18 protein-coding genes, 4 tRNA genes and 1 pseudogene are annotated in these 19,957 nt (G+C 60.2%); 15 read left to right on the top strand and 8 right to left on the bottom strand.

Features of this window, described 5'->3' with window-relative positions; translation table 11 throughout:
* The first annotated feature begins 2 nt into the window (after nucleotides 1-2).
* The 6 genes from CTATCC11996_RS24215 to CTATCC11996_RS24190 all read left to right on the top strand — a co-directional run bounded on the left by CTATCC11996_RS24215 (nucleotide 3) and on the right by CTATCC11996_RS24190 (nucleotide 5,520).
* A complete protein-coding gene (locus tag CTATCC11996_RS24215; RefSeq protein WP_003059375.1) occupies nucleotides 3-473 on the top strand; it encodes a F0F1 ATP synthase subunit B in 471 nt (156 codons plus the stop codon).
* Nucleotides 474-485: 12 nt separating this feature from the next.
* Complete coding sequence (locus CTATCC11996_RS24210; protein WP_003065404.1) at nucleotides 486-1,025, top strand: F0F1 ATP synthase subunit delta; 540 nt, start codon at nucleotides 486-488, stop codon at nucleotides 1,023-1,025.
* A gap of 45 nt (nucleotides 1,026-1,070) precedes the next feature.
* On the top strand, nucleotides 1,071-2,630 hold the full coding sequence (gene atpA, locus CTATCC11996_RS24205; protein WP_003081692.1) for a F0F1 ATP synthase subunit alpha: 1,560 nt from the start codon (nucleotides 1,071-1,073) through the stop codon (nucleotides 2,628-2,630).
* A gap of 18 nt (nucleotides 2,631-2,648) precedes the next feature.
* Nucleotides 2,649-3,515 (top strand): F0F1 ATP synthase subunit gamma, encoded by an 867-nt coding sequence (atpG, locus tag CTATCC11996_RS24200; protein WP_003081685.1) that lies wholly within the window; start codon nucleotides 2,649-2,651, stop codon nucleotides 3,513-3,515.
* A gap of 34 nt (nucleotides 3,516-3,549) precedes the next feature.
* Nucleotides 3,550-4,959 carry a F0F1 ATP synthase subunit beta gene (atpD, locus tag CTATCC11996_RS24195; protein ID WP_003065399.1) on the top strand — a complete coding sequence of 470 codons (1,410 nt, stop codon included), beginning with the start codon at nucleotides 3,550-3,552 and terminating at the stop codon, nucleotides 4,957-4,959.
* Nucleotides 4,960-5,103: 144 nt separating this feature from the next.
* Nucleotides 5,104-5,520, top strand: a complete 417-nt coding sequence (locus CTATCC11996_RS24190) for a F0F1 ATP synthase subunit epsilon (RefSeq protein ID WP_003059364.1) — start codon at nucleotides 5,104-5,106, stop codon at nucleotides 5,518-5,520.
* A 163-nt stretch (nucleotides 5,521-5,683) separates the two neighbouring features.
* Here CTATCC11996_RS24190 and CTATCC11996_RS24185 read toward each other — a convergent pair whose 3' ends face one another.
* On the bottom strand, nucleotides 5,684-5,953 hold the full coding sequence (locus tag CTATCC11996_RS24185; RefSeq protein WP_003081677.1) for a hypothetical protein: 270 nt from the start codon (nucleotides 5,951-5,953) through the stop codon (nucleotides 5,684-5,686).
* A 141-nt stretch (nucleotides 5,954-6,094) separates the two neighbouring features.
* On the opposite strand from CTATCC11996_RS24185, the gene CTATCC11996_RS24180 reads away from it, so the two are divergent.
* A complete protein-coding gene (locus tag CTATCC11996_RS24180) occupies nucleotides 6,095-6,769 on the top strand; it encodes a DUF1294 domain-containing protein (RefSeq protein ID WP_003081663.1) in 675 nt (224 codons plus the stop codon).
* 44 nt (nucleotides 6,770-6,813) lie between these two features.
* Here CTATCC11996_RS24180 and CTATCC11996_RS24175 read toward each other — a convergent pair whose 3' ends face one another.
* From CTATCC11996_RS24175 to CTATCC11996_RS24165, 3 genes are all read right to left on the bottom strand, one after another.
* Nucleotides 6,814-7,353, bottom strand: coding sequence for a TPM domain-containing protein (locus CTATCC11996_RS24175; protein WP_003081657.1), 540 nt, complete (start codon nucleotides 7,351-7,353; stop codon nucleotides 6,814-6,816).
* Between the two features lies 1 nt (nucleotide 7,354).
* Complete coding sequence (locus tag CTATCC11996_RS24170; RefSeq protein WP_003081655.1) at nucleotides 7,355-8,221, bottom strand: TPM domain-containing protein; 867 nt, start codon at nucleotides 8,219-8,221, stop codon at nucleotides 7,355-7,357.
* Nucleotides 8,222-8,311: 90 nt separating this feature from the next.
* Nucleotides 8,312-8,929 (bottom strand): LemA family protein, encoded by a 618-nt coding sequence (locus CTATCC11996_RS24165; RefSeq protein ID WP_003081653.1) that lies wholly within the window; start codon nucleotides 8,927-8,929, stop codon nucleotides 8,312-8,314.
* 115 nt (nucleotides 8,930-9,044) lie between these two features.
* Here CTATCC11996_RS24165 and CTATCC11996_RS24160 point away from each other — a divergent pair, with 115 nt between their 5' ends.
* Genes CTATCC11996_RS24160 through CTATCC11996_RS24150 form a run of 3 tightly spaced genes read left to right on the top strand, consistent with a single transcriptional unit; the run spans nucleotide 9,045 to nucleotide 11,355 of the window.
* On the top strand, nucleotides 9,045-9,800 hold the full coding sequence (locus tag CTATCC11996_RS24160) for a Rossmann-fold NAD(P)-binding domain-containing protein (protein WP_003081651.1): 756 nt from the start codon (nucleotides 9,045-9,047) through the stop codon (nucleotides 9,798-9,800).
* Nucleotides 9,797-10,768, top strand: a complete 972-nt coding sequence (locus tag CTATCC11996_RS24155; protein ID WP_003081649.1) for a YheT family hydrolase — start codon at nucleotides 9,797-9,799, stop codon at nucleotides 10,766-10,768. The genes CTATCC11996_RS24160 and CTATCC11996_RS24155 overlap by 4 nt, the downstream gene beginning before the upstream one ends.
* A 29-nt stretch (nucleotides 10,769-10,797) precedes the next feature.
* Nucleotides 10,798-11,355, top strand: coding sequence for a DUF2946 family protein (locus CTATCC11996_RS24150; RefSeq protein ID WP_003081647.1), 558 nt, complete (start codon nucleotides 10,798-10,800; stop codon nucleotides 11,353-11,355).
* 89 nt (nucleotides 11,356-11,444) lie between these two features.
* Here the strand turns inward: CTATCC11996_RS24150 and CTATCC11996_RS24145 are convergent, their stop codons facing one another.
* From CTATCC11996_RS24145 to CTATCC11996_RS24130, 4 genes are all read right to left on the bottom strand, one after another.
* Nucleotides 11,445-12,296 (bottom strand): c-type cytochrome, encoded by an 852-nt coding sequence (locus tag CTATCC11996_RS24145; RefSeq protein ID WP_003081645.1) that lies wholly within the window; start codon nucleotides 12,294-12,296, stop codon nucleotides 11,445-11,447.
* 198 nt (nucleotides 12,297-12,494) lie between these two features.
* Nucleotides 12,495-13,928 (bottom strand): efflux transporter outer membrane subunit, encoded by a 1,434-nt coding sequence (locus tag CTATCC11996_RS24140; RefSeq protein ID WP_003081643.1) that lies wholly within the window; start codon nucleotides 13,926-13,928, stop codon nucleotides 12,495-12,497.
* Nucleotides 13,921-17,100 carry an efflux RND transporter permease subunit gene (locus CTATCC11996_RS24135; RefSeq protein WP_003081641.1) on the bottom strand — a complete coding sequence of 1,060 codons (3,180 nt, stop codon included), beginning with the start codon at nucleotides 17,098-17,100 and terminating at the stop codon, nucleotides 13,921-13,923. The genes CTATCC11996_RS24140 and CTATCC11996_RS24135 overlap by 8 nt, the downstream gene beginning before the upstream one ends.
* Before the next feature lie 12 nt (nucleotides 17,101-17,112).
* Entirely contained in the window at nucleotides 17,113-18,420 is a 1,308-nt protein-coding gene (locus tag CTATCC11996_RS24130; protein ID WP_003081640.1) for an efflux RND transporter periplasmic adaptor subunit, read from the bottom strand.
* Between the two features lie 227 nt (nucleotides 18,421-18,647).
* On the opposite strand from CTATCC11996_RS24130, the pseudogene CTATCC11996_RS24125 reads away from it, so the two are divergent.
* The 5 genes and pseudogenes from CTATCC11996_RS24125 to CTATCC11996_RS24105 all read left to right on the top strand — a co-directional run bounded on the left by CTATCC11996_RS24125 (nucleotide 18,648) and on the right by CTATCC11996_RS24105 (nucleotide 19,835).
* Nucleotides 18,648-19,269 (top strand): annotated as a pseudogene (locus tag CTATCC11996_RS24125) (TetR family transcriptional regulator).
* Nucleotides 19,270-19,343: 74 nt separating this feature from the next.
* Nucleotides 19,344-19,419: transfer RNA gene (locus CTATCC11996_RS24120), tRNA-Arg, on the top strand.
* Between the two features lie 80 nt (nucleotides 19,420-19,499).
* A tRNA-Tyr gene (locus CTATCC11996_RS24115) sits at nucleotides 19,500-19,585 on the top strand.
* Nucleotides 19,586-19,643: 58 nt separating this feature from the next.
* Nucleotides 19,644-19,717 (top strand) — tRNA-Gly (locus tag CTATCC11996_RS24110).
* A gap of 43 nt (nucleotides 19,718-19,760) precedes the next feature.
* Nucleotides 19,761-19,835, top strand: a tRNA-Thr gene (locus CTATCC11996_RS24105).
* Nucleotides 19,836-19,957 lie beyond the last annotated feature (122 nt).

Below are 19,957 nucleotides of genomic sequence, written 5' to 3'. Positions count from 1 at the left end.
CCGTGAGTATTAACGCGACCCTGTTCGTTCAGCTTGGTGTTTTCCTGGTTCTGGCGCTGTTCACGATGAAGTTCGTGTGGCCCCCGATCGCGAAGGCACTGGATGAGCGAGCCCAGAAAATCGCCGATGGCCTCGCTGCTGCCGACAAGGCCAAGACCGAACTGACCGCTGTTAACAAGCGCGTCGAGCAGGAATTGGCCCAGACGCGCAACGAAACAGCTTCGCGGCTTGCGGACGCCGAACGCCGCGCCCAGGCCATCATCGAAGAAGCCAAGGCCCGCGCGACAGAAGAAGGCAACAAGATTGTTGCTGCTGCCCGCGCTGAAGCTGACCAGCAAGCCATTGCTGCCCGTGAAGCCCTGCGTGAGCAAGTGGCAGCGCTGGCCGTCAAGGGTGCCGAGCAGATCCTGAAGAAGGAAGTCAATGCCGGTATCCACGCTGATCTGCTGAACCGCCTGAAGACAGAGCTGTAAGGAAAGCAAAAAATGGCAGAACTCGCCACCATTGCCCGCCCTTACGCCGAAGCATTGTTCAAAGCCTGCGCCGACAAGGCTGCAGATTTGAACAGCACTGTCGCTTGGGTGGAGGAATTGGCGGCGATTGCCGCCAATCCGCAATTGCGCCAACTGGCCGACAACCCGAACGTGAGCGACGCGCAAGTGTTCGATCTCATCACGGGTGTGGCCAAGTCGGCATTGCCCGAGTCCGCACGCAACTTCCTGCGTGTGGTCCTCGAAAACGGCCGTCTGGACGTGCTGCCTGAAGTGGCAGCCCAGTTCCGCAGCCTCGTGAACAGCAAGAGCGGCTCTTCGGATGCCGTGGTGTACAGCGCTTTCCCGATTGAGGATGCAGCGCTGGCCGAGCTTGGCGCCACGCTGGAAAAGCGCTTTGGCCGCAAGCTGAATCTCACCGTGAAGCTCGATGAATCGCTGATCGGTGGCGTTCGCGTCGTGGTGGGCGACGAGGTGCTGGACACCTCCGTCAAGGCCCGTCTGGAACAAATGAAAGCGGCCCTCACCGCGTAATGCGCTTGAGGTCTCGGCTAACACACAAGAAAGAAGGAAAGAGTCATGCAACTCAATCCCGCAGAAATTTCTGAACTGATCAAGAGCCGCATCGAAGGGCTGGCTGCTAGCACTGACGTCCGTAACCAAGGCACCGTGGTGTCGGTGACTGACGGTATCGTGCGCGTGCACGGCCTGTCGGACGTGATGGCTGGCGAAATGCTGGAATTCCCCGCAGGCGCCGACGGTCAACCCACTTACGGTCTGGCTCTGAACCTGGAGCGCGACTCCGTGGGCGCCGTGATTCTGGGTGCTTACGAGCACATCGCAGAAGGCAACACCGTCAAGTGCACCGGCCGTATTCTGGAAGTGCCCGTGGGCCCCGAGCTGGTCGGTCGCGTGGTGAACGCCCTGGGTCAGCCTATCGACGGCAAGGGCCCCATCAACGCCAAGATGACGGACGTGATCGAGAAGGTCGCTCCTGGCGTGATCGCACGTCAATCCGTGGATCAGCCCCTGCAAACCGGTATCAAGTCCATCGACTCCATGGTTCCCGTGGGCCGTGGTCAGCGTGAACTGATCATTGGTGACCGTCAGACTGGTAAGACGGCTGTCGCTATCGACGCCATCATCAATCAGAAGGGCCAGGGCGTTATCTGCGTGTACGTTGCCATTGGTCAGAAGGCTTCTTCGATCAAGAACGTGGTGCGCGCGCTGGAACAAGCTGGCGCGATGGAATACACCATCGTCGTGGCTGCTACCGCCTCCGAATCCGCTGCCATGCAGTACGTGTCGGCCTACTCCGGCTGCACGATGGGCGAATACTTCCGCGACCGCGGCGAAGACGCTCTGATCGTTTATGACGATCTGTCCAAGCAAGCTGTGGCTTACCGTCAGGTTTCGCTGCTGCTGCGTCGTCCTCCCGGACGTGAAGCCTTCCCCGGCGACGTGTTCTATCTCCACAGCCGTCTGCTGGAGCGTGCCGCTCGCGTGAACGCCGACTATGTCGAAGCATTCACCAAGGGTGAAGTCAAGGGCAAGACCGGTTCTCTGACCGCTCTGCCTATCATCGAAACACAGGCTGGCGACGTGTCCGCTTTTGTTCCCACGAACGTGATTTCGATTACTGACGGCCAGATCTTCCTGGAAACCAGCCTGTTCAACGCTGGCGTGCGCCCCGCTATCAACGCCGGTATTTCGGTGTCCCGCGTGGGTGGTGCTGCTCAGACCAAGGTTGTGAAGGGCCTGTCCGGCGGTATCCGTACCGACCTGGCTCAGTACCGTGAACTGGCTGCCTTCGCGCAGTTCGCTTCCGATCTGGACGATGCAACCCGCAAGCAGCTGGACCGCGGTGCCCGCGTGACCGAACTGCTCAAGCAGGCTCAGTACTCGCCCCTGTCGACCGCTCTGATGGCTTCTTCGCTGTTCGCAGTGAACAAGGGCTTCATGGACGACATCGAAGTCAAGCAAGTGCTGCCCTTCGAATCTGGTCTGCACCAGTTCCTGAAGACCAGCCACGGCGCTTTGCTCGACCGTCTGAACGAAAAGCGTGCTTTCGACAAGGAAGGCAAGGACGAAGCTGAACTGACTGCAGCCATTACTGCATTCAAGAAGTCCTTCGCTTAATACCGGCGAGGAGTCATCATGGCAGCAGGTAAGGAAATACGCGGCAAGATCAAATCGGTGGAAAACACCAAGAAGATCACCAAAGCCATGGAGATGGTGGCTGCATCCAAAATGCGCAAGGCGCAGGACCGGATGCTGGCTGCCCGTCCATATAGCGAAAAAATCCGCAACATTGCAGCCCATCTTGGCGAAGCTAACCCTGAATATGTGCATCCGTTCATGCAAGTGAACGATGCCAAGAAGGTCGGCGTCATCGTGGTGACGACCGACAAGGGTTTGTGCGGCGGCATGAACACCAACGTGTTGCGTGTCGTCACCAACAAGTTGCGCGAACTGCAGGATGCGGGTGTTGCGACAGATGCAGTGGCCATTGGCGGCAAGGGACTGGGTTTCCTGAACCGTGTCGGTGCCAAGGTGGTCTCTCACGCTACAGGCTTGGGCGACACGCCTCACCTCGACAAGCTCATCGGGCCTGTCAAGGTGTTGCTGGACCAATATGCTGAAGGCAAGCTGAGCGCGGTGTACCTGGCGTACACCAAGTTCATCAACACCATGAAGCAGGAGTCGGTGGTGGAGCAGCTGCTCCCCCTGTCGTCCGAAAAATTGCAAGCCGAGAAGACGGGTTCATCCTGGGAATACATCTACGAACCTGACGCTCAGAGCGTCATCGACGAACTGCTGGTTCGTTACGTGGAGTCCCTCGTGTATCAGGCAGTTGCGGAAAACATGGCGTCCGAGCAATCGGCGCGCATGGTGGCCATGAAGGCCGCTACCGACAACGCCGGCAACGTCATCAGCGAGTTGAAGCTGGTCTACAACAAGACGCGTCAGGCAGCGATTACGACTGAGTTGTCGGAAATCGTGGCAGGCGCAGCCGCTGTGTAAACGGCTTTAACGAACAAACAGATTGGAGCAAAAAATGGCTCAAGTACAAGGCAAGATTGTTCAATGTATCGGCGCCGTGGTGGACGTGGAGTTTGCCCACGGCCAGGTGCCCAAGGTGTATGACGCCTTGAAGCTGGAAGGCTCGGCCCTGACCCTTGAAGTTCAGCAGCAGCTGGGCGACGGCGTGGTGCGTACCATTGCCCTGGGTTCTTCGGACGGTCTGAAGCGTGGCCTGATGGTCACCAACACCGGCAACCCCATCACTGTTCCTGTGGGTAAGGCTACCCTGGGCCGCATCATGGACGTGCTGGGCAACCCCATCGACGAACGTGGCCCTGTGGACCAGACCCTGACCGCAGCCATTCACCGCAAGGCTCCTGCATACGACGAACTGTCGCCTTCGCAGGAACTGCTGGAAACCGGTATCAAGGTGATCGACTTGGTCTGCCCCTTCGCCAAGGGCGGCAAGGTGGGCCTGTTCGGTGGTGCCGGTGTGGGCAAGACCGTGAACATGATGGAACTCATCAACAACATCGCCAAGGCCCACAGCGGTCTGTCGGTGTTCGCTGGTGTGGGTGAGCGTACCCGTGAAGGTAACGACTTCTATCACGAAATGTCCGACGCTGGCGTTGTGAACCAAGAGAACCTGGGCGAGTCCAAGGTTGCCATGGTTTACGGTCAGATGAACGAGCCCCCAGGAAACCGTCTGCGCGTGGCGCTGACCGGCCTGACCATGGCTGAGTCGTTCCGTGACGAAGGCAAGGACGTGCTGTTCTTCGTGGACAACATCTACCGCTACACACTGGCCGGTACCGAAGTGTCCGCTCTGCTGGGCCGTATGCCTTCCGCCGTGGGCTACCAGCCTACCCTGGCTGAAGAAATGGGTAAGCTGCAAGAGCGTATTACCTCCACCAAGGTCGGCTCGATCACTTCCATCCAGGCCGTTTACGTGCCAGCGGATGACTTGACCGACCCCTCGCCCGCCACGACTTTTGCTCACTTGGACTCCACCGTGGTGCTGTCCCGTGACATCGCTTCGCTGGGTATCTACCCCGCTGTGGATCCTCTGGACTCCACCAGCCGTCAGCTGGACCCCCAAGTGGTTGGCGAAGAGCACTACAAGGTGGCTCGCCAAGTGCAGGGCACACTGCAGCGCTACAAGGAACTGCGCGACATCATCGCGATTCTGGGCATGGACGAACTGGCTCCCGAAGACAAGCTGACCGTGGCTCGTGCTCGTAAGATCCAGCGTTTCCTGTCGCAGCCTTTCCACGTGGCTGAAGTGTTCACCGGCGCTCCCGGCAAGTACGTTCCCCTGTCTGAAACCATCCGTGGCTTCAAGATGATCGTGAACGGCGAAGCCGACCACCTGCCCGAACAGGCTTTCTACATGGTTGGTACCATCGACGAAGCCTTCGAGAAGGCCAAGAAGCTGGCAGCCTAAATAAACGGCAACCCCCTAGCGGCTGCGCCGCCTCCCCCTCACGAGGGGGACGACGCTATCGCTGCGGGGCGGCCCTTGCTCAGCGTCCCTGAGCTAGGCCATGCTGTTTTTAGGAACTAGCCTCAACCTTTTCTAGGAGCAAAGATGAACACTATTCACGTTGATGTGGTCAGTGCCGAAGAGTCCATCTTCTCCGGTGAAGCGCGCTTTGTCGCCTTGCCCGGCGAAGCGGGCGAGCTGGGCATTTATCCCCGCCACACACCGCTGATCACCCGCATCAAGCCGGGTTCGGTGCGCATCGAAATGCCTGATGGCAGCGAAGAGTTCGTCTTCGTGGCCGGTGGCATTTTGGAAGTGCAACCCAACTGCGTGACCGTGCTGTCCGACACCGCCATCCGCGGCAAGGATCTGGACGATGAAAAGGCGCAAAAGGCCAAGGCTGCCGCTGAGGAAGCCCTGAAGAACGCCAAGGGCGAACTGGACATTGCCCGTGCACAGTCCGAGCTGGCTGTCATGGCAGCTCAGATTGCCGCTCTGCGCAAGTACCGCCAAAAGCGTTGATGTGCTGTGCCCCGAGCACATGCATCAGCAGCAAAAAAGCCACCGCATGCGGTGGCTTTTTTTACGGGCTGCTGCTGCAAAAATCGAAGCGCATTGCGCTTGTCCCAAAAGGGATTAATCGCGAAATCAGCAGGATTCAGGGCCGCAGCAGCGCGCAAGCGGCTTAGCCGTTACAGGCGGCCTGATAACCGTAGACCACGGAGTTGTCCTTGGGATCCACATGGCGCGACTTGCGCACCACGGCCTTGCTGGGGTCCTCGCAAAGGGCGCGAATCTGGGCTTCGCACTTCTTGGGATCATCTTCCTTGAGCTTGCAGCTCAGTGCGTAGTCGTATTCGGCCGGCGTCTCGGCGCCTCTGGGGCTGATGGAGGAGCAGGCGCTCAGTGCCAAGGCAGAGCTGATGATGGCCAGAGAGAACAAAGATTTCTGCATGCTTGAGTGCTTTCTTAAGAAAATACGGCTGCCCCAAAACTAACACAGCCATGCGGGGGAAAAGGTTTTTTCTGGATGGGGCCCGCCTGCTTTTTGCATCACCGGGCCTGTTTGCGGTGTCAAAAACAACAAAGGACGGAGATGCGCTATAGCGGTACCTTGACGCAATGGAATGACGAGCGTGGCTTTGGCTGGATAGAAGCCGATGGCGGTGGTGAACGCCTGTTTGTCCATGTCAGTGCTTTTGAGCCGCGCCCGCCCGCAGATCAGCGTCCTCAGCCTGGCCTGCGCCTGGAATTTACCGTCGGCATGGAGCAAGGCAAGAAGCGCGCGCTTCAGGTTGCGTGGCGAGCTGGCGGTTCACTGCCTCAGGCTCGCCCCTCTTCGGTGCGGCGCAACAACTCGTCAGCCGGGCGTTTGCAGTCCTCGCGTACAGCTCCTCAGGGCTGGCATGCCTCCAGTGGCTTCAGTTATGGCGTGTTGCTGGTCTGGCTGCTGATGATGCTGGCCGCCGCCGTGATCTGGGGCGTACCGCGCATCCTCTGGATTGTCTATGCGGGCCTCAGCGTGCTGACCTTCATGGCCTACTGGCAGGACAAATGGGCCGCTCAGAAGGGGCAGTGGCGCACGCCGGAAAAAACGCTGCAGACCATGGCGCTGGCCGGAGGCTGGCCCGGTGCCCTGCTGGCCCAGCAGTGGCTGCGCCACAAAAGCAGCAAGACCAGCTTTCAGCTGCAGTTCTGGCTCATGGTCCTGATCAATGTGGCGGCCGTGCTCTGGCTGTGTTCGCCGTATGGGCGACATGTGCTGGCCTGAGGCTTCTGAGGGCTGCAGTCGGTGGATGCGGCTGCAGAACCGGATCAGCGGCTGCGGCCCGGCAGATGCCTTTGGACCACGGGCGCATCGGGCAGGTTTCGCTGCGTGTTAGCCGCCGATCTGCGCGGGAAATGCGCCTGCAGTTGCCGGTTGACGCGCTCCAATGCCGATACCAGGCCCACGCTGAAATGCCCACCCTGGAAGGCAGACTGCATATCGCTGATCAACGTTTGCCATTGCTCGGCGCTCATGGTGCGGTCCAGGGCGCGGTCAGCCACGATTTCTATGGCGTGGTCGGCCAGCAGCAGGTAGATGAGTGCGCCGTTGTTGTGCTCCGTGTCCCAGACATGGAGTTTGGCGAACTGCGAGAGCGCACGCTGGCGGGCCGTGGCATCACGCCAGATATAGCTCCAGGGCAGGCCGGCCTCGACGCAGATGCGGACTTGGCCGGTGTGGCCCAGCTCGCTTTTGGCAATCAGCAGTTCCAGCTCCTTGAGCGTGGCAGGCGGCAAGGCCTTGCGCAGATGCTGTTCGGCCCAGCGGTGTCGTACCAGGCGTGCCAGGCGTTGGAAGATATTGCTCATTTCACCAATCCCCCGAGGCGCCACCGCCACCAAAGCTGCCGCCGCCACCGGAGCTGAAACCGCCCCCCGAGCTGAAACCGCCTCCACTGCCGCTGCTCCAGCCGCCACCCCCGCCGGTGCTCATATACGGTCCGCCCCCGCCGCGCGAGAGATTGGAGAGCAGGGTGAAGATCAGGCCCAGAAATCCTGCCACGCCCGCAATCAACAGGCTGGTGGTGACCACATAGGCGGCCACCCCGGCAATGCCGCCAATGAGCAGCGAACCCAGCACGCGGCCAAAGATGGCGCGGGCGATGGCAATCCCAATCGGAAAGCCGAAGAACAGCAGAGGCAGCAGAAAGTCCAGCTGGTCGGCCCAGGACTTGCTGGACTTGCGCGGCTGGGATTGCGGGGCGGGCAGTTTCTCGCCATGAATCAGCAGACTCATCTGCTCGATGGCGGCAGACAGTCCACCTGCATAGTCGTTGGCGCGAAAGCGCGGCTTCATGGCGCCGTCGATGATGCGTGCAGCCTGGATGTCGGGGATGGCGCCTTCGAGCTTTCGCGCCACCTCGATGCGCATGCGCCTGTCGTTCTTGGCCACGACGATGAGAGAGCCGTCGCCTATGTCCTTGCGTCCCAGCTTCCAGCTGCTGGCCACACGCCAGGCATAGGCGGCGATGTCTTCCGGGGCCGTGGTGGCAACCATGAGCACGGCGACCTGGGCGCCGGTCTCATCCTCGAGCTTCTTGAGCTGCTCGCTCAGCGATTGCAGATCGCCCGGGCTCAGCGTGCCGGTCTGGTCGATGATGCGCACAGTGAGCTCGGGCACAGGCTGCAGTTGCGTGCCTGCAGCACCTTGCGCCCAGACTGGCAGTGCCGCAAGCATTGTCAGCCATACAAAAACAATAGCTGCAAGCGCTTTATTTATAAGAGCTTGAGGTATGCGGTGCATGGTTTTTGAAGCGCAAGCCTTCAATTACTTGTTGCCAGCAGGTGCTGCGGGCGTTGAGAAGTCGACGGCCGGTGGCTGGGATATCTGGGCTTCGTTTTGCACCGTGAAGTTGGGCTTGACCTTGTAGCTGAATACCTTGGCGGTGATATTGGTGGGGAAGCTGCGCGCCAGCACGTTGTAGGCCTGTACGGTGCCTATGTATTCGTTGCGCGCCACGGTGATGCGATTTTCCGTACCCTCCAGCGTTACGCGCAGATCGCGGAACGCCTGATTGGCCTTGAGTTCGGGATATCTTTCCGCAACCACCATCAAACGCGAGAGCGCGCTGGAAATCTCGCCCTGCGCCTGCTGAAACTTGTTGAAGGCTTCGGGATTGTTGATCAACTCGGGAGTGGCCTGAATCGACGTGGCCTTGGCGCGTGCTTCGATCACCTTGGTCAACGTCTCCTGCTCGAAGTTGGCCTCGCCCTTGACTGTGGCGACTATGTTCGGAATCAGGTCCGACCGGCGCTGGTACTGATTCAGCACCTCGCTCCAGGCGGCCTTGGATTTTTCATCCAGGCGCTGAAAGTCGTTATAGCCGCAGCCCGTGAGGGAGAGCATGGAGGCGGCAGTTGCGATTGCCAGAAGCCAGCGTTTCATGGGTGTTTCCATTCACGAAATTGAGACGGAAACCATAGCATAAGGGCTTGGCCAGGAAGTGTGCATGCGGGGCTTGTCGTCCTGTCAGCTGCCGAGCGGCGCTAGCATTGCAATCATGTCCACTGTTTCTCCACTCGATGCCCTGCGTGGCGCACAGCGTCCCGGCCCGAAAACTGTGGTCTTGCCGCGCCTGTTGCTGGCCGGGGCCACGGGGCCGCTGGGCAACGAGGTGCTCAGCCGCGTGGTGGGTGCACAGAACTATGGGCTGGTCCAGGTGCTGGCGCGCGAGCCCTATGTCCAGGGTCTACGTGGCATGGAGTTGCTGACGCAGCAGGATGGCGATGTGCAGCAATGGCTTGTTCAGAGCGCCGATGTGGGCATCATCATGTTTGAGCCTCCGCGTCCCTATTACCAGCGCGAGCGAGCCTTGTGGACGCCTCAGCCGGATCAGCTGCAAGCGGTGGCTCAGTGGATGCGGCGCTGTGGAGTGCACACGCTCGCCGTGGTGCTGCCCCACGATATGGGAAGCCTGCCCCAGGCGCTGAAGCAGGGGCTGGCCAATCTCAACGAGCAAGGCGTGGCCGCACTGGGCTTCGAACGGCTGATTTTTGTGCGCTCGGCCAGAGAAGCCCGGAAAATCAATGACGGTCATTGGCTGCAGCGCACGGCAAATACCATGCTTTCGGCGCTCAGCTATATGCTGCCGCAGACGGAGCGTCCTGTGCGCGCCATGCATGTGGCCCGTCTGGTGGAGGCAGCCTTGCTCAAGGCGCCGCCGGGAATTCATGTGGCTCCGCCTGAACTGGTCTGGCGTGCGGCGCAGAAAGACGCTCTGGGGCCAGAGCTGCAGAGCTGGCTGGGGTCCTCATGAATTTCGAACAATTTCGTGCACCTTGGTGGCAACCTGGAGGTCATGTCCAGACCATCTGGGCTGCGCTCTATGCGAAGGCAGGGGTGTCTCCTGCGTGGCAGCGCGAGCGCTGGGACACGCCTGATGACGACTTCATTGATATTGATTTTTCAAGTCATCCTGCAGGTGCAAACGCTCCCACTCTGGTGCTGTTTCACGGCCTGGAAGGCTCGTCCTCGAGTCACTACGCCAAGGCCCTGGCACAGGTCTGTGCGCAGCGCGGCTGGCATCTGGCCGTGCCGCATTTTCGCGGCTGTAGCGGCGAGCCAAATCGCCTGCTGCGCGCCTATCACTCCGGCGATGCGGACGAAGTGGACTGGATTTTGCGCCGGCTGCAGCAACGCGCGAGCGGCGGATTGCTGGCAATGGGGGTATCGTTGGGTGGCAATGCCCTTGCACGCTGGGCCGGGCTGCAGCAGCAGGCGGCTGCAGAGCTCGTCAAGGGTGTGGCAGTGATTTGTGCGCCGCTGGATCTGGTGGCTGGAGGCGTCAATCTGGGCCAGGGGCTCAATCGCTGGATCTACACCCCCGTCTTCATGCGTACCCTGGTGCCTAAGGCTCTGGCCAAATGGCAGCAGGCGCCTGGGCTGTTTGACAGGCAACGGCTGCAGCGCGCGCGTACCCTGCATGATTTTGACGATGTGTTCACGGCCCCGGTCCATGGCTTCAGGGATGCCGATGATTACTGGAGCCGGGCATCGGCCAAGCCCCTGCTCAAGCAAGTGGCCGTGCCCTTGTTGCTGCTCAATGCGCGCAACGATCCGTTTGTGCCGGTGCACAGTCTGCCCACGCCCGATGAGGTGAGCGCAGCCGTGCAGCTATGGCAGCCGCCGCATGGCGGGCATGTCGGCTTTGCCAGCGGTGCATGGCCTGCCCATGTTCAGGCCATGCCGCTGGCCGTGACCGAATGGCTGGAGCAGTGGCTTTGAGCGACCACGCAATGATCAGGAGATAAGTGATGGATGACATCGTGAAGCAGGCCATGGCGAAATGGCCCAATGTGCCGGCCTGCAGCGGCTGGCTGGGTCTGGATGCGCGCGGCCAGTGGTGGCTCAGAGACGAACAGGCCCAGGCCTGCGGGACGTTTGTGAGCGGCCAGCCCGGTGCCAGGGGCAGTCTGCTGCGCCATGAAAAGCTGGCCGAATTCATCGGTCGCAACTATCTGACCGAGTCCGACGGCCGCTGGTATTTTCAGAACGGCCCGCAGCGCGTGTATGTGGAGCTGGAGAGCGCGCCATGGATATGGCGTCTGCGATGCACGGAGCATGGCCTGCAGCTGAGCAGCCACACGGGCCAGGAGCTGGCGGCCGAACAGGTGCAGCATGTGCTGCTCGATGAGCAGGGGCGGCTTTTCCTGGCTTTGCCGCAGGGCCTGGGCATGGTGCACAGCCTAGACATGCTGGATGCCGCAAATGCGCTGGAGAGTGGCGTGCTGCCCGAGGTGCAGGAGGTCGACAGCGCCTTGCTGCCATTGAGGTTTGGTTTTGTGCCTAGCCCGCAGGCTCATCAAGTCTGATAGCTGCCTGTAGTGGTGTACAGAAGGCTTCTGGTCAAAAATAACAAAACCGGCCAAAGGCCGGTTTTTTGCGGGACAGAGAGCAGGGTTTACTTCGCAGCATCGACCATGTACTGAATGGCGGCCTTGAAGTCCGCGTCCGAAGCAGTGGAGCCGCCCTTGGGAGGCATGGCCCCAACACCTTGGGTGGCCTTCTGCACCATATCGTCCATGCCCTTGGCAATGAAAGGCGCCCAGGCAGCCTTGTCGCCAAACTTGGGAGCCCCGGCTACGCCACTGGCGTGGCAAGCCATGCAGGTGGTGTTGTAGATGTTCTTGCCCACATCGGAGGCTGCGGCAGCTGCGGGAGCCGGGGCGGCCGCAGGAGCGGGTTCGGCCGCTGCTGCAGGTGCAGCGGCGGGGGCTGCAGTTGCCGCTGCGGGAGTCTCACCGGCGGCTGCGCCGGCAGCAGGTTGGGGTTCGGGGAAGTTGGCGCCGGCAGCATTGGCCATATAGACCACACCACGGGCAATTTCCGTGTCATTGAACTCGCCGCCGCCCTGGGCAGCCATCGCGCCCTTGCCGGCCAGGGCGGAGTGCACCAGCGTTTCCAGACCCTGCTTGATACGCGGGCCCCAGGCTGCCGCATCCTGGAACTTGGGTGCGCCGGCGACGCCGGTCTCATGGCAGGCCGCGCATTGCGACTTGAAGACTTCGGCTCCGCCGCGCAGAGGACGGTTGGCATCACGAATTTCCACCGTTCCCACTTTTTGCAGGCGCATGGCCTTGGCCATTTCGGCATTGGCCGTGCCCGCGCCCGAGGTGTCGGACGAGGTCACGAACTTGACCAGACCGATGATGACGAAGATGGGAACCACAAACGAGAAGAAGACGGCAAGCAACAACTGCTTGGGTTTTTTAATGGGGCCTGTATGGGCTTCTTCGTGGTGTTGCTCGCTCATGAAGTCCTCTGAGATCGTGGGATGGGAATTAACAAACCATTATAGAAGTGAGGGTTAAGAACACCAGTGCACGACGATCCGGGTTGACGGCTGCTGCATAAAGGAGTTGAGTTGGATCAACTTTGTGCAGCCAATTTGTGGCGGGCATGAAAAAAGGCGTCCGAAGACGCCTTGTGTGAGAGTGCAAAAATGGCCCGATTACTGGACTGCAGTTGCTGGCGCAGGGGTTTTGCCGGCGCCTGTCTCCGTCCAGCCGCCGCCCAGCACCTTGTAGAGATTGACCTGGTTTTGCAGCTGCGCCAGGCGCACCTGAACCACGGACTGCTCCAGTGCAAACAGTGAACGCTGCGCATCCAGCAGATCCAGGTAGCTGGCCACACCGTTGGTGTAGCGCAGGTCCGACAGCTTGTAGCGAACCTGCTCAGCCTCCAGCTGACGTGACTGGGCATCGAGCTGCTCCTTGAGTGCTCGGCGATTCACCAAGGTGTCGGACACCTCGCGGAAGGCCGACTGGATGGAGCCTTCGTATTGAGCCACGGCAATCTTCTGGCTGGCTTCTGCAACCTGGAGATTGGCGCGATTGCGGCCTGCATTGAAGATGGGCAGATACAGCGAAGGCGCAATCGTGAACGCCGCAGAGTCCGACTTGAGCAGATCGGAGATGTCGGAGCTTGCGAAACCTGCCGAGGCGGTCAGGGAGATGTTCGGGAAGAACAGCGCACGTGCCGCACCAATGCTGGCATTGGCGGCGATCATGCTTTGCTCGGCCTGACGGATGTCGGGGCGGCGCAGCAGCAGGTCAGAAGGCAGGCCCGAAGGCACATCGGCCAGGGCAGGCAGATCGCGCAGTTGCTTGCCTTGCATGCTGGTCTGCAGATCGGCAGGCAGAGTCTGGCCCACGAGCAGGGTCAGGGCATTGACGTCGCGCTCGCGCTGACCGGCTTGCTGGGCCAGCGTGGCGCGTGCGCTTTCAGTCAGCGACTGAGCCTGGCGGTAGTCCAGCTCGGAAGCCACGCCAGAGTCCAGGCGCAGCTTGGTCAGCTTGATGGACTGCTCGCGTGTGCCCAGGGTACGGCGGGAAATGGCCAGCAGCTCCTCGTCAGCCTGAAGGTTCAGCCAGGTGTTGGCGACCGTTGCAATCAGACTGATCTGGGCCGCCTTGCGGCCTTCCTCGGTCGCCAGATACTGAGCCAGAGCTTGCTGCTTGAGGCTGCCGATGCGGCCCCAGAAGTCAATCTCCCAGCTGGGCATGGAAAGGCCCGCCATGTACGAGTTGGCATAGCGGCCAGTGGTGGCGCTGGGCTGGCGGCTGGCGCTGCCTGCCACACCGAACTCAGGGAACTGGGCGGCACGCTGGATCTGGTATTGGGCCTGTGCCTTTTCGATGTTGAGCACGGCCACACGCAGGTCACGGTTGTTGTCCAGCGCGAGCTGGATCACCTGCTGCAGGCGTGGGTCCGTATAGAACTGCTGCCAGGGGATGTCGGCGGCCGCGGTGGTGCCTGCCTGCTCGTCGGCGGCAGAGTAATGCTCGGCCACCGGAGCAGCAGGGCGCTCCAGCGTGGGGATGAAGGAGCAGCCGCTGGCCAGCAGCGCGCCGGCCAGTGCTACGGGGAGCAAGGTTTTATTCATGTTGCGAGCCTCCCTGTGCTGCAGAAGTTGCTGCCGGGGGAGTGGCGTTGAAGTCTTGCTTGGACTTCTTGCCAAACAGATTGAACACGGCCACAAAGAACACGGGCACCAGGAACACGGAGATCGGCGTGCCGATCACCATGCCCCAGAACACGCCAGTGCCGATTTCCTTCTGGCTGGCAGCGCTGGCGCCGGAGGCAATGTACAGCGGCACCACGCCCAGAATAAAGGCCAGCGAGGTCATCAGAATGGGGCGGAAACGCAGATGCCCGGCTTCCAGCGCGGCTTCCAGGGCGCTCTTGCCTTCCGCATGCAGGTCCTTGGCGAACTCCACGATCAGGATGGCGTTCTTGGCCGACAGACCGATCACCGTGATCAGTGCCACCTGGAAGTAGATGTCGTTGGGCATGCTGCGCATCAGCATGCCGGCCACGGCGCCGAACACGCCCAAAGGCACGACCAGCAGCACGGACAGCGGAATGCTCCAGCTTTCATACAGCGCAGCCAGGCACAGGAACACGGCCAGGATGGAGAACGCATACAGCAGCATGGCCGAGGAGCCGGCCTTCTTCTCGTCCAGAGACTGACCGGTCCACTCGTAGCCGAAGCCGTCGGGCAGTTCCTGTGCCAGCTTTTCCATTTCCTTCATGGCGTCACCGCTGGTAAAGCCGGGTTTGGCCTGACCGGTGATGCTCATGGAGGGGTAGCCGTTGTAGCGTGTCAGCTGCATGGGGCCGCTGATCCACTTGGCACTGACCATGGTGGAAAGCTCCACCAACTGGCCTTGCGCGTTGGGAACCGTCAGGCGCATCACGTCCTCGGGTTGCATGCGGCGGGCGGCATCGGCCTGGATGGTGACGCGCTGCATAAAGCCGTTGTTGGGGAAGTCCGTGGAGTTGGACGAGCCCAAGGCCGTTGCCAGCGTCGAGGCAAGGTCGCCCATGCTCACGCGCTGGGCATAGACTGCATCGCGATTGATGTCCACCTGCCATTGGGGGGCGTCATCCACGCCATCAAAGCGCACGCCGGTCAGCACAGAGCTCTGGTTGGCCTTGGCAACCAACTGATTGCGGGCTGCCAGCAAGGCAGCATGTCCCTTGCTGCCGCGGTCTTGCAGACGGAAGGTGAAACCGTCGCTATTGCCCAGCTCTGAAATGGAAGGGGGGACCAGCGTGAAGATGAAACCATCGCGCAGCGCTGCCATGGCGCCCTTGGCTCGCTCAGCGAAGGATTTGGCATCCGAGCCAGCACCTGTGCGCTCGGACCAGTCCTTGAGCGTGGTGAACGCCAGGCCCACGTTCTGGCCTTGACCCATGAAGCTGAAACCCAGAATGCTCACGATGTGATCGGTCTCAGGCTGGCTCATGGCGAATTTCTCAAGCTCAGCCATGGTCTTGCTGGTTCGTTCCAAGCTCGCGCCGGGAGGCAGTTGAGCCAGCGAGATGACATAGCCCTGGTCTTCGGTGGGAAGAAAGGCCGTGGGCAGTCGCATGAACATGAAGACCACACCGGCGATCACCAGCAGATAGACGATGAAGGCCTGCACGGAGCGCTTGACCACACCGGACAGAGCGGCTGAATAGCGCCTTGTACCGGCTTCAAACTTGCGGTTGAACCAGTTGTAGAACGGGCCGAGCAGGCCGGTCTTCTTGTCGTGCGCGTGACCCTTGGGAATGGGCTTGAGCATGGTGGCGCAAAGCGCAGGCGTCAGCGTCAGCGCAAAGAAGCCAGAGAAGAAGATCGAGATGGCCATCACCAGCGAGAACTGGCGATAGATATTGCCGGTTGCGCCGGAGAACATGGCCAGAGGCAGGAATACCGTCACCAGAATCACGGTGATGCCGACCACGGCGCCTTGAATCTGTCCCATGGCCTTGATGGTGGCTTCCTTGGGGGGAAGACCTTCCTCGGCCATGATGCGCTCGACGTTTTCCACCACCACGATGGCATCGTCCACCACGATACCGATCACCAGCACCATGGCGAACATGGCCAGAATGTTGATGGTCAGACCGGCCACCAGCATTACGGCAAAGGTGCCGAGCAATGCAATGGGCACCACGATGGTGGGGATCAGGGTGTAGCGGATGTTCTGCAGGAAGATCAGCATCACGATGAACACCAGCACGATGGCTTCAAGCAGCGTGTGCACCACCTTTTCGATGGAAATCTTCACGAACTTGGAGGTGTCGTAGGGCGAGGACCATTTCACGCCGGCAGGCAGGAAGGGCTCCATCTCTGCCATCTTGGCCTTGACCAGCTTGGCAGTCGCCATGGCGTTGGCAGTAGAAGTCAGCTGCACGGCCATTGCCACGGCGGGCTTGCCGTCCAGGCGGGACTCGAACGCGTAGCTTTCAATGCCCAGCTCGATGCGAGCCACATCCTTGAGGCGCACGGTGGAGCCGTCGGAGTTGGAGCGCAGAACCACTTCACCGAATTCCTCGGGCGTCGTCAGCTGGCCGGGCACCACGATCGTGGCGGTGGTGGTAGTGCCAGGGGTGCTGGGCAGGTTGCCCAGGGCACCACCGGAGATCTGCTGGTTCTGCGCGGCAATCGCTGCGTTGACCGATGCAATCGACAGACCGAAGCCCTGGAGCTTGGCCGGATCCACCCAGACGCGCATGGCACGGCCCGAGGCAAACAGCTGTGCCTTGCCCACGCCGTCCAGACGCTGGATTTCAGGCACCACATTGCGGTTCACATAGTCGGCAATGTCGTCACGAGAGGTCTCTCCTGACTCGGCCTGAAAGGCCAGAATCATCAGGAAGTTGCTCATGGACTTGTCCACGCGCACGCCCAGGGCCTGAACGACCTGAGGCAGGCGGGGCAGCACGCGCGAGAGGCGGTTTTGCACGTCCACCTGCGCCAGATCGGGGTTGGTGCCGGGAGCAAAGGTGACGGTCAGCGTGCCTTGACCTCCCGCAGGGGCGGAGGCTTCCATGTACATCAGACCTTGCGCGCCGTTGATTTCGCGCTCGATCAGTTGCAGAACGGAGTCCGTCATGGTCTGTGACGTGGCGCCCGGGTAGGTCGCTGTCACGTTGATGGTGGGAGGTGCAACCGATGGGAACTGTGCCACCGGTAGCTTGGTGATGGAGATCACGCCCGCAATGATCACGAAAATCGCGATCACCCAGGCAAAGATCGGTCTGTGGATGAAAAACTTTGACATGGATCGTGCCTGTTACTTGGCCGCCTGGCCTTGGCCAGCACCTTCGGCTGGTGTGGCGGCTTTCTCTTGCGCAGGTGCGGCGGGGGCCGTAGCAGAGGGTTGTGCTGGTGCGCCGGCAGCCGCATTGTTGATCTCGACGGGCTTGACTTTCTTGGCCCCCATGCCCACCTTGATCAGGCCGTCCACCATGACTTTTTCTCCAGCTTTCAGGCCGGATGTGACAACCCAGTTATTGCCACTGGACTGACTGATCTGAACGGGGCGCGGTGCCACGGTGCCATCCTCGGCCACGATCATGACGAAGTTGCCCTTTTCGTTGCGGGTCACGGCTTGTTGCGGAATCAGCGCGGCGTTCTCGACCTGTGCCTGCTCCAGGTGCACGCGTACATAAGTGCCGGGCAACAGCAGTCCGTCGGGATTGGGCAGCTCTGCGCGCACGCTGACCTGGCCGGTAGTCGGGTCCACGGTCAGGTCGGTGAACAGCAGCTTGCCGGTGTGTGCGTACTCCTTGCCATCGTCCAAATAGACGTGGACGCGCGCCGCGTTGTCACCTACCTTTGCTAACTTGCCGGAACTGAGCGCTTCGCGCATGCGCATGATGTCGGAAGAGGACTGGGTCAGGTTCACGTACAGCGGGTTGACTTGTTGAATGGTCGCCAGTTGTGTGGCTTCGCCTTGGCCGACCAGAGCGCCTTCCGTCACCAGAGCGCGGCCGATGCGCCCGGAGATGGGGGCTGTCACGCTGGCATAGCCCAGATTGACGTTGGCATTGGTGACTGCCGCCTTGCCTGCTGCAACTTGTGCCAGTGCCGCCTTCTCGTTGGCAATGGCCGTGTCGTACTCCTGCTTGCTGATGGCATTGGCTTCCACCAGCGGCTTGTAGCGGCGGGCGGTTGCAGATGCCTGAGCAAGGTTGGCTTCGGCCTGTGCCAGGGTCGCCTGAGCGCTCTGCAGGTTGGCCTTGTACGGGGTGTTGTCAATCTGGAACAGGGCCTGGCCGGCCTTGACATCCGAGCCCTCCTGGAAAAGGCGCTTTTGCACGATGCCGGCTGCGCGGGCGCGAACCTGAGCAATGCGCGATGGCTCCAGACGGCCGGGCAGATCGGAGACCAGAGGCACGTTCTGCATGGATACCGTCACTACACCTACTTCGGGTGGCTGTGCCTGAGCGGCTGCTTGTGCTTTTTGAGCTTCCGCGTTTTTGTCACTGCATGCGACTAGGCCCAATGCAGCAGCCAAGCTCAGGCCTATGACCATGGAGCGGGTGCCGGATGCGGCTGAATTGGACTGATTGTCGGGAGCCTGGTTTGCTTCATACATCGGGTGCATGAACGTCCTTCCGGTTGACATTGTGAAAACGAGAAAAGAGCGCTGTCCGCAGTGGAGCGCTCATTCGGGTGGAAACCCTAGATGGTTTCCTGCATATCGGTGCTAGGGAAATTATACATACATGCATAAATGTATAATTGAAAACGCTGCGTAAAGCAGTTGAGAAATGGTTTTTCTCGCGGCGAGCTATCGCTGGCGAGTGATGAGGGAGGTGAGTGATGGCTCGAAGAACCAAGGCTGAAGCGGATGAGACGCGCACCAAGCTGCTGGATGCGGCTGAAGAGGTGTTTTTTCGAGAAAGGTGTATCTCGAACCTCTCTGGGCGATATCGCGCAGCGTGCAGGGGCTACACGCGGGGCGGTGTACTGGCATTTCAAGGACAAGATGGATGTCTTTGTTTCCATGCTTGGGCGCATATGCCTGCCTTTCGAAGAAATCTGTGACGACAGGTATGGTGACCTGTTGCCGCTAGAGCGCATTCGTCACTCCATCCTTTGTGTGTTCGAGAGCTTGGACGAGGATGAGCGCAGACGCAAGGTGTTTGAGACGGCGCTATTCAAAATGGAATACGTGGGCGAACTGGCTGATGTGCGTTTGCAGCATATAGAAAGTTCAGGCTTCGCTCGGGAAAAATTTGCGCACGACCTGGCGGCTGCAGCTCAGGGGCAGTCCGTGCAGTTGTCGGTATCCCCAGAGGAGGCTGCCCTTGGCTTGCACTCTCTTTTTGTGGGTCTTATACATGGTTGGGTCTTGACGGAAGGGAGTTTCTCATTGGTCAAGGTCGGTTCGATGTCGGTGGATGTCTACTTGTCTGGTTTGGGATTTCGGGTGAATTTGTGATTTGGGTGCCCAAACCCGTGCAATAATTGCGGCTGTTGAATTGTTGTTGGCCGTGCAAGCGGCCTGACGGATTCGCGGCTGTAGCTCAGTGGATAGAGTATTGGCCTCCGAAGCCAAGGGTCGTGGGTTCGATCCCCGCCAGCCGCGCCAGCATCGATCTTCGGCAAGAAAAAAGAAATTTCAAAATTTCTTTTTAAGCTGGAAATAGATGCTACAATTCAAGTCTCTTCGGAGGGGTGGCCGAGTGGTTAAAGGCAGCAGACTGTAAATCTGCCCGCTAACGCGTACACAGGTTCGAATCCTGTCCCCTCCACCAGCAATGGTTGAGAAGAGCGATTGCTAGAAATAGCAGTCACGTGCAGTAGTAAATCTGTGCGGGAGTAGTTCAATGGTAGAACCCTAGCCTTCCAAGCTAATGACGCGGGTTCGATTCCCGTCTCCCGCTCCAGTTTGCGAGCAAAGATTTTAGAGGTTGTTTTTGCAGCTTCTTTGCCCATGTGGCTCAGTGGTAGAGCACTCCCTTGGTAAGGGAGAGGTCGCGGGTCCGATTCCCGCCATGGGCACCATTTTCTGGTGCGCTCGCTTGATAGGGTTGCGCCGAAATCCTCTTGCAGTGAATTAGTTTTTTCGGAGTCGGAAAAATGGCAAAAGAAAAATTCGAGCGCACCAAGCCCCACGTGAACGTGGG

Source organism: Comamonas testosteroni ATCC 11996 (genome assembly GCF_000241525.1).
In the GTDB taxonomy this organism is placed as follows: domain Bacteria; phylum Pseudomonadota; class Gammaproteobacteria; order Burkholderiales; family Burkholderiaceae_C; genus Comamonas; species Comamonas testosteroni.
This window is presented reverse-complemented; position numbering and strand designations above follow the sequence as displayed.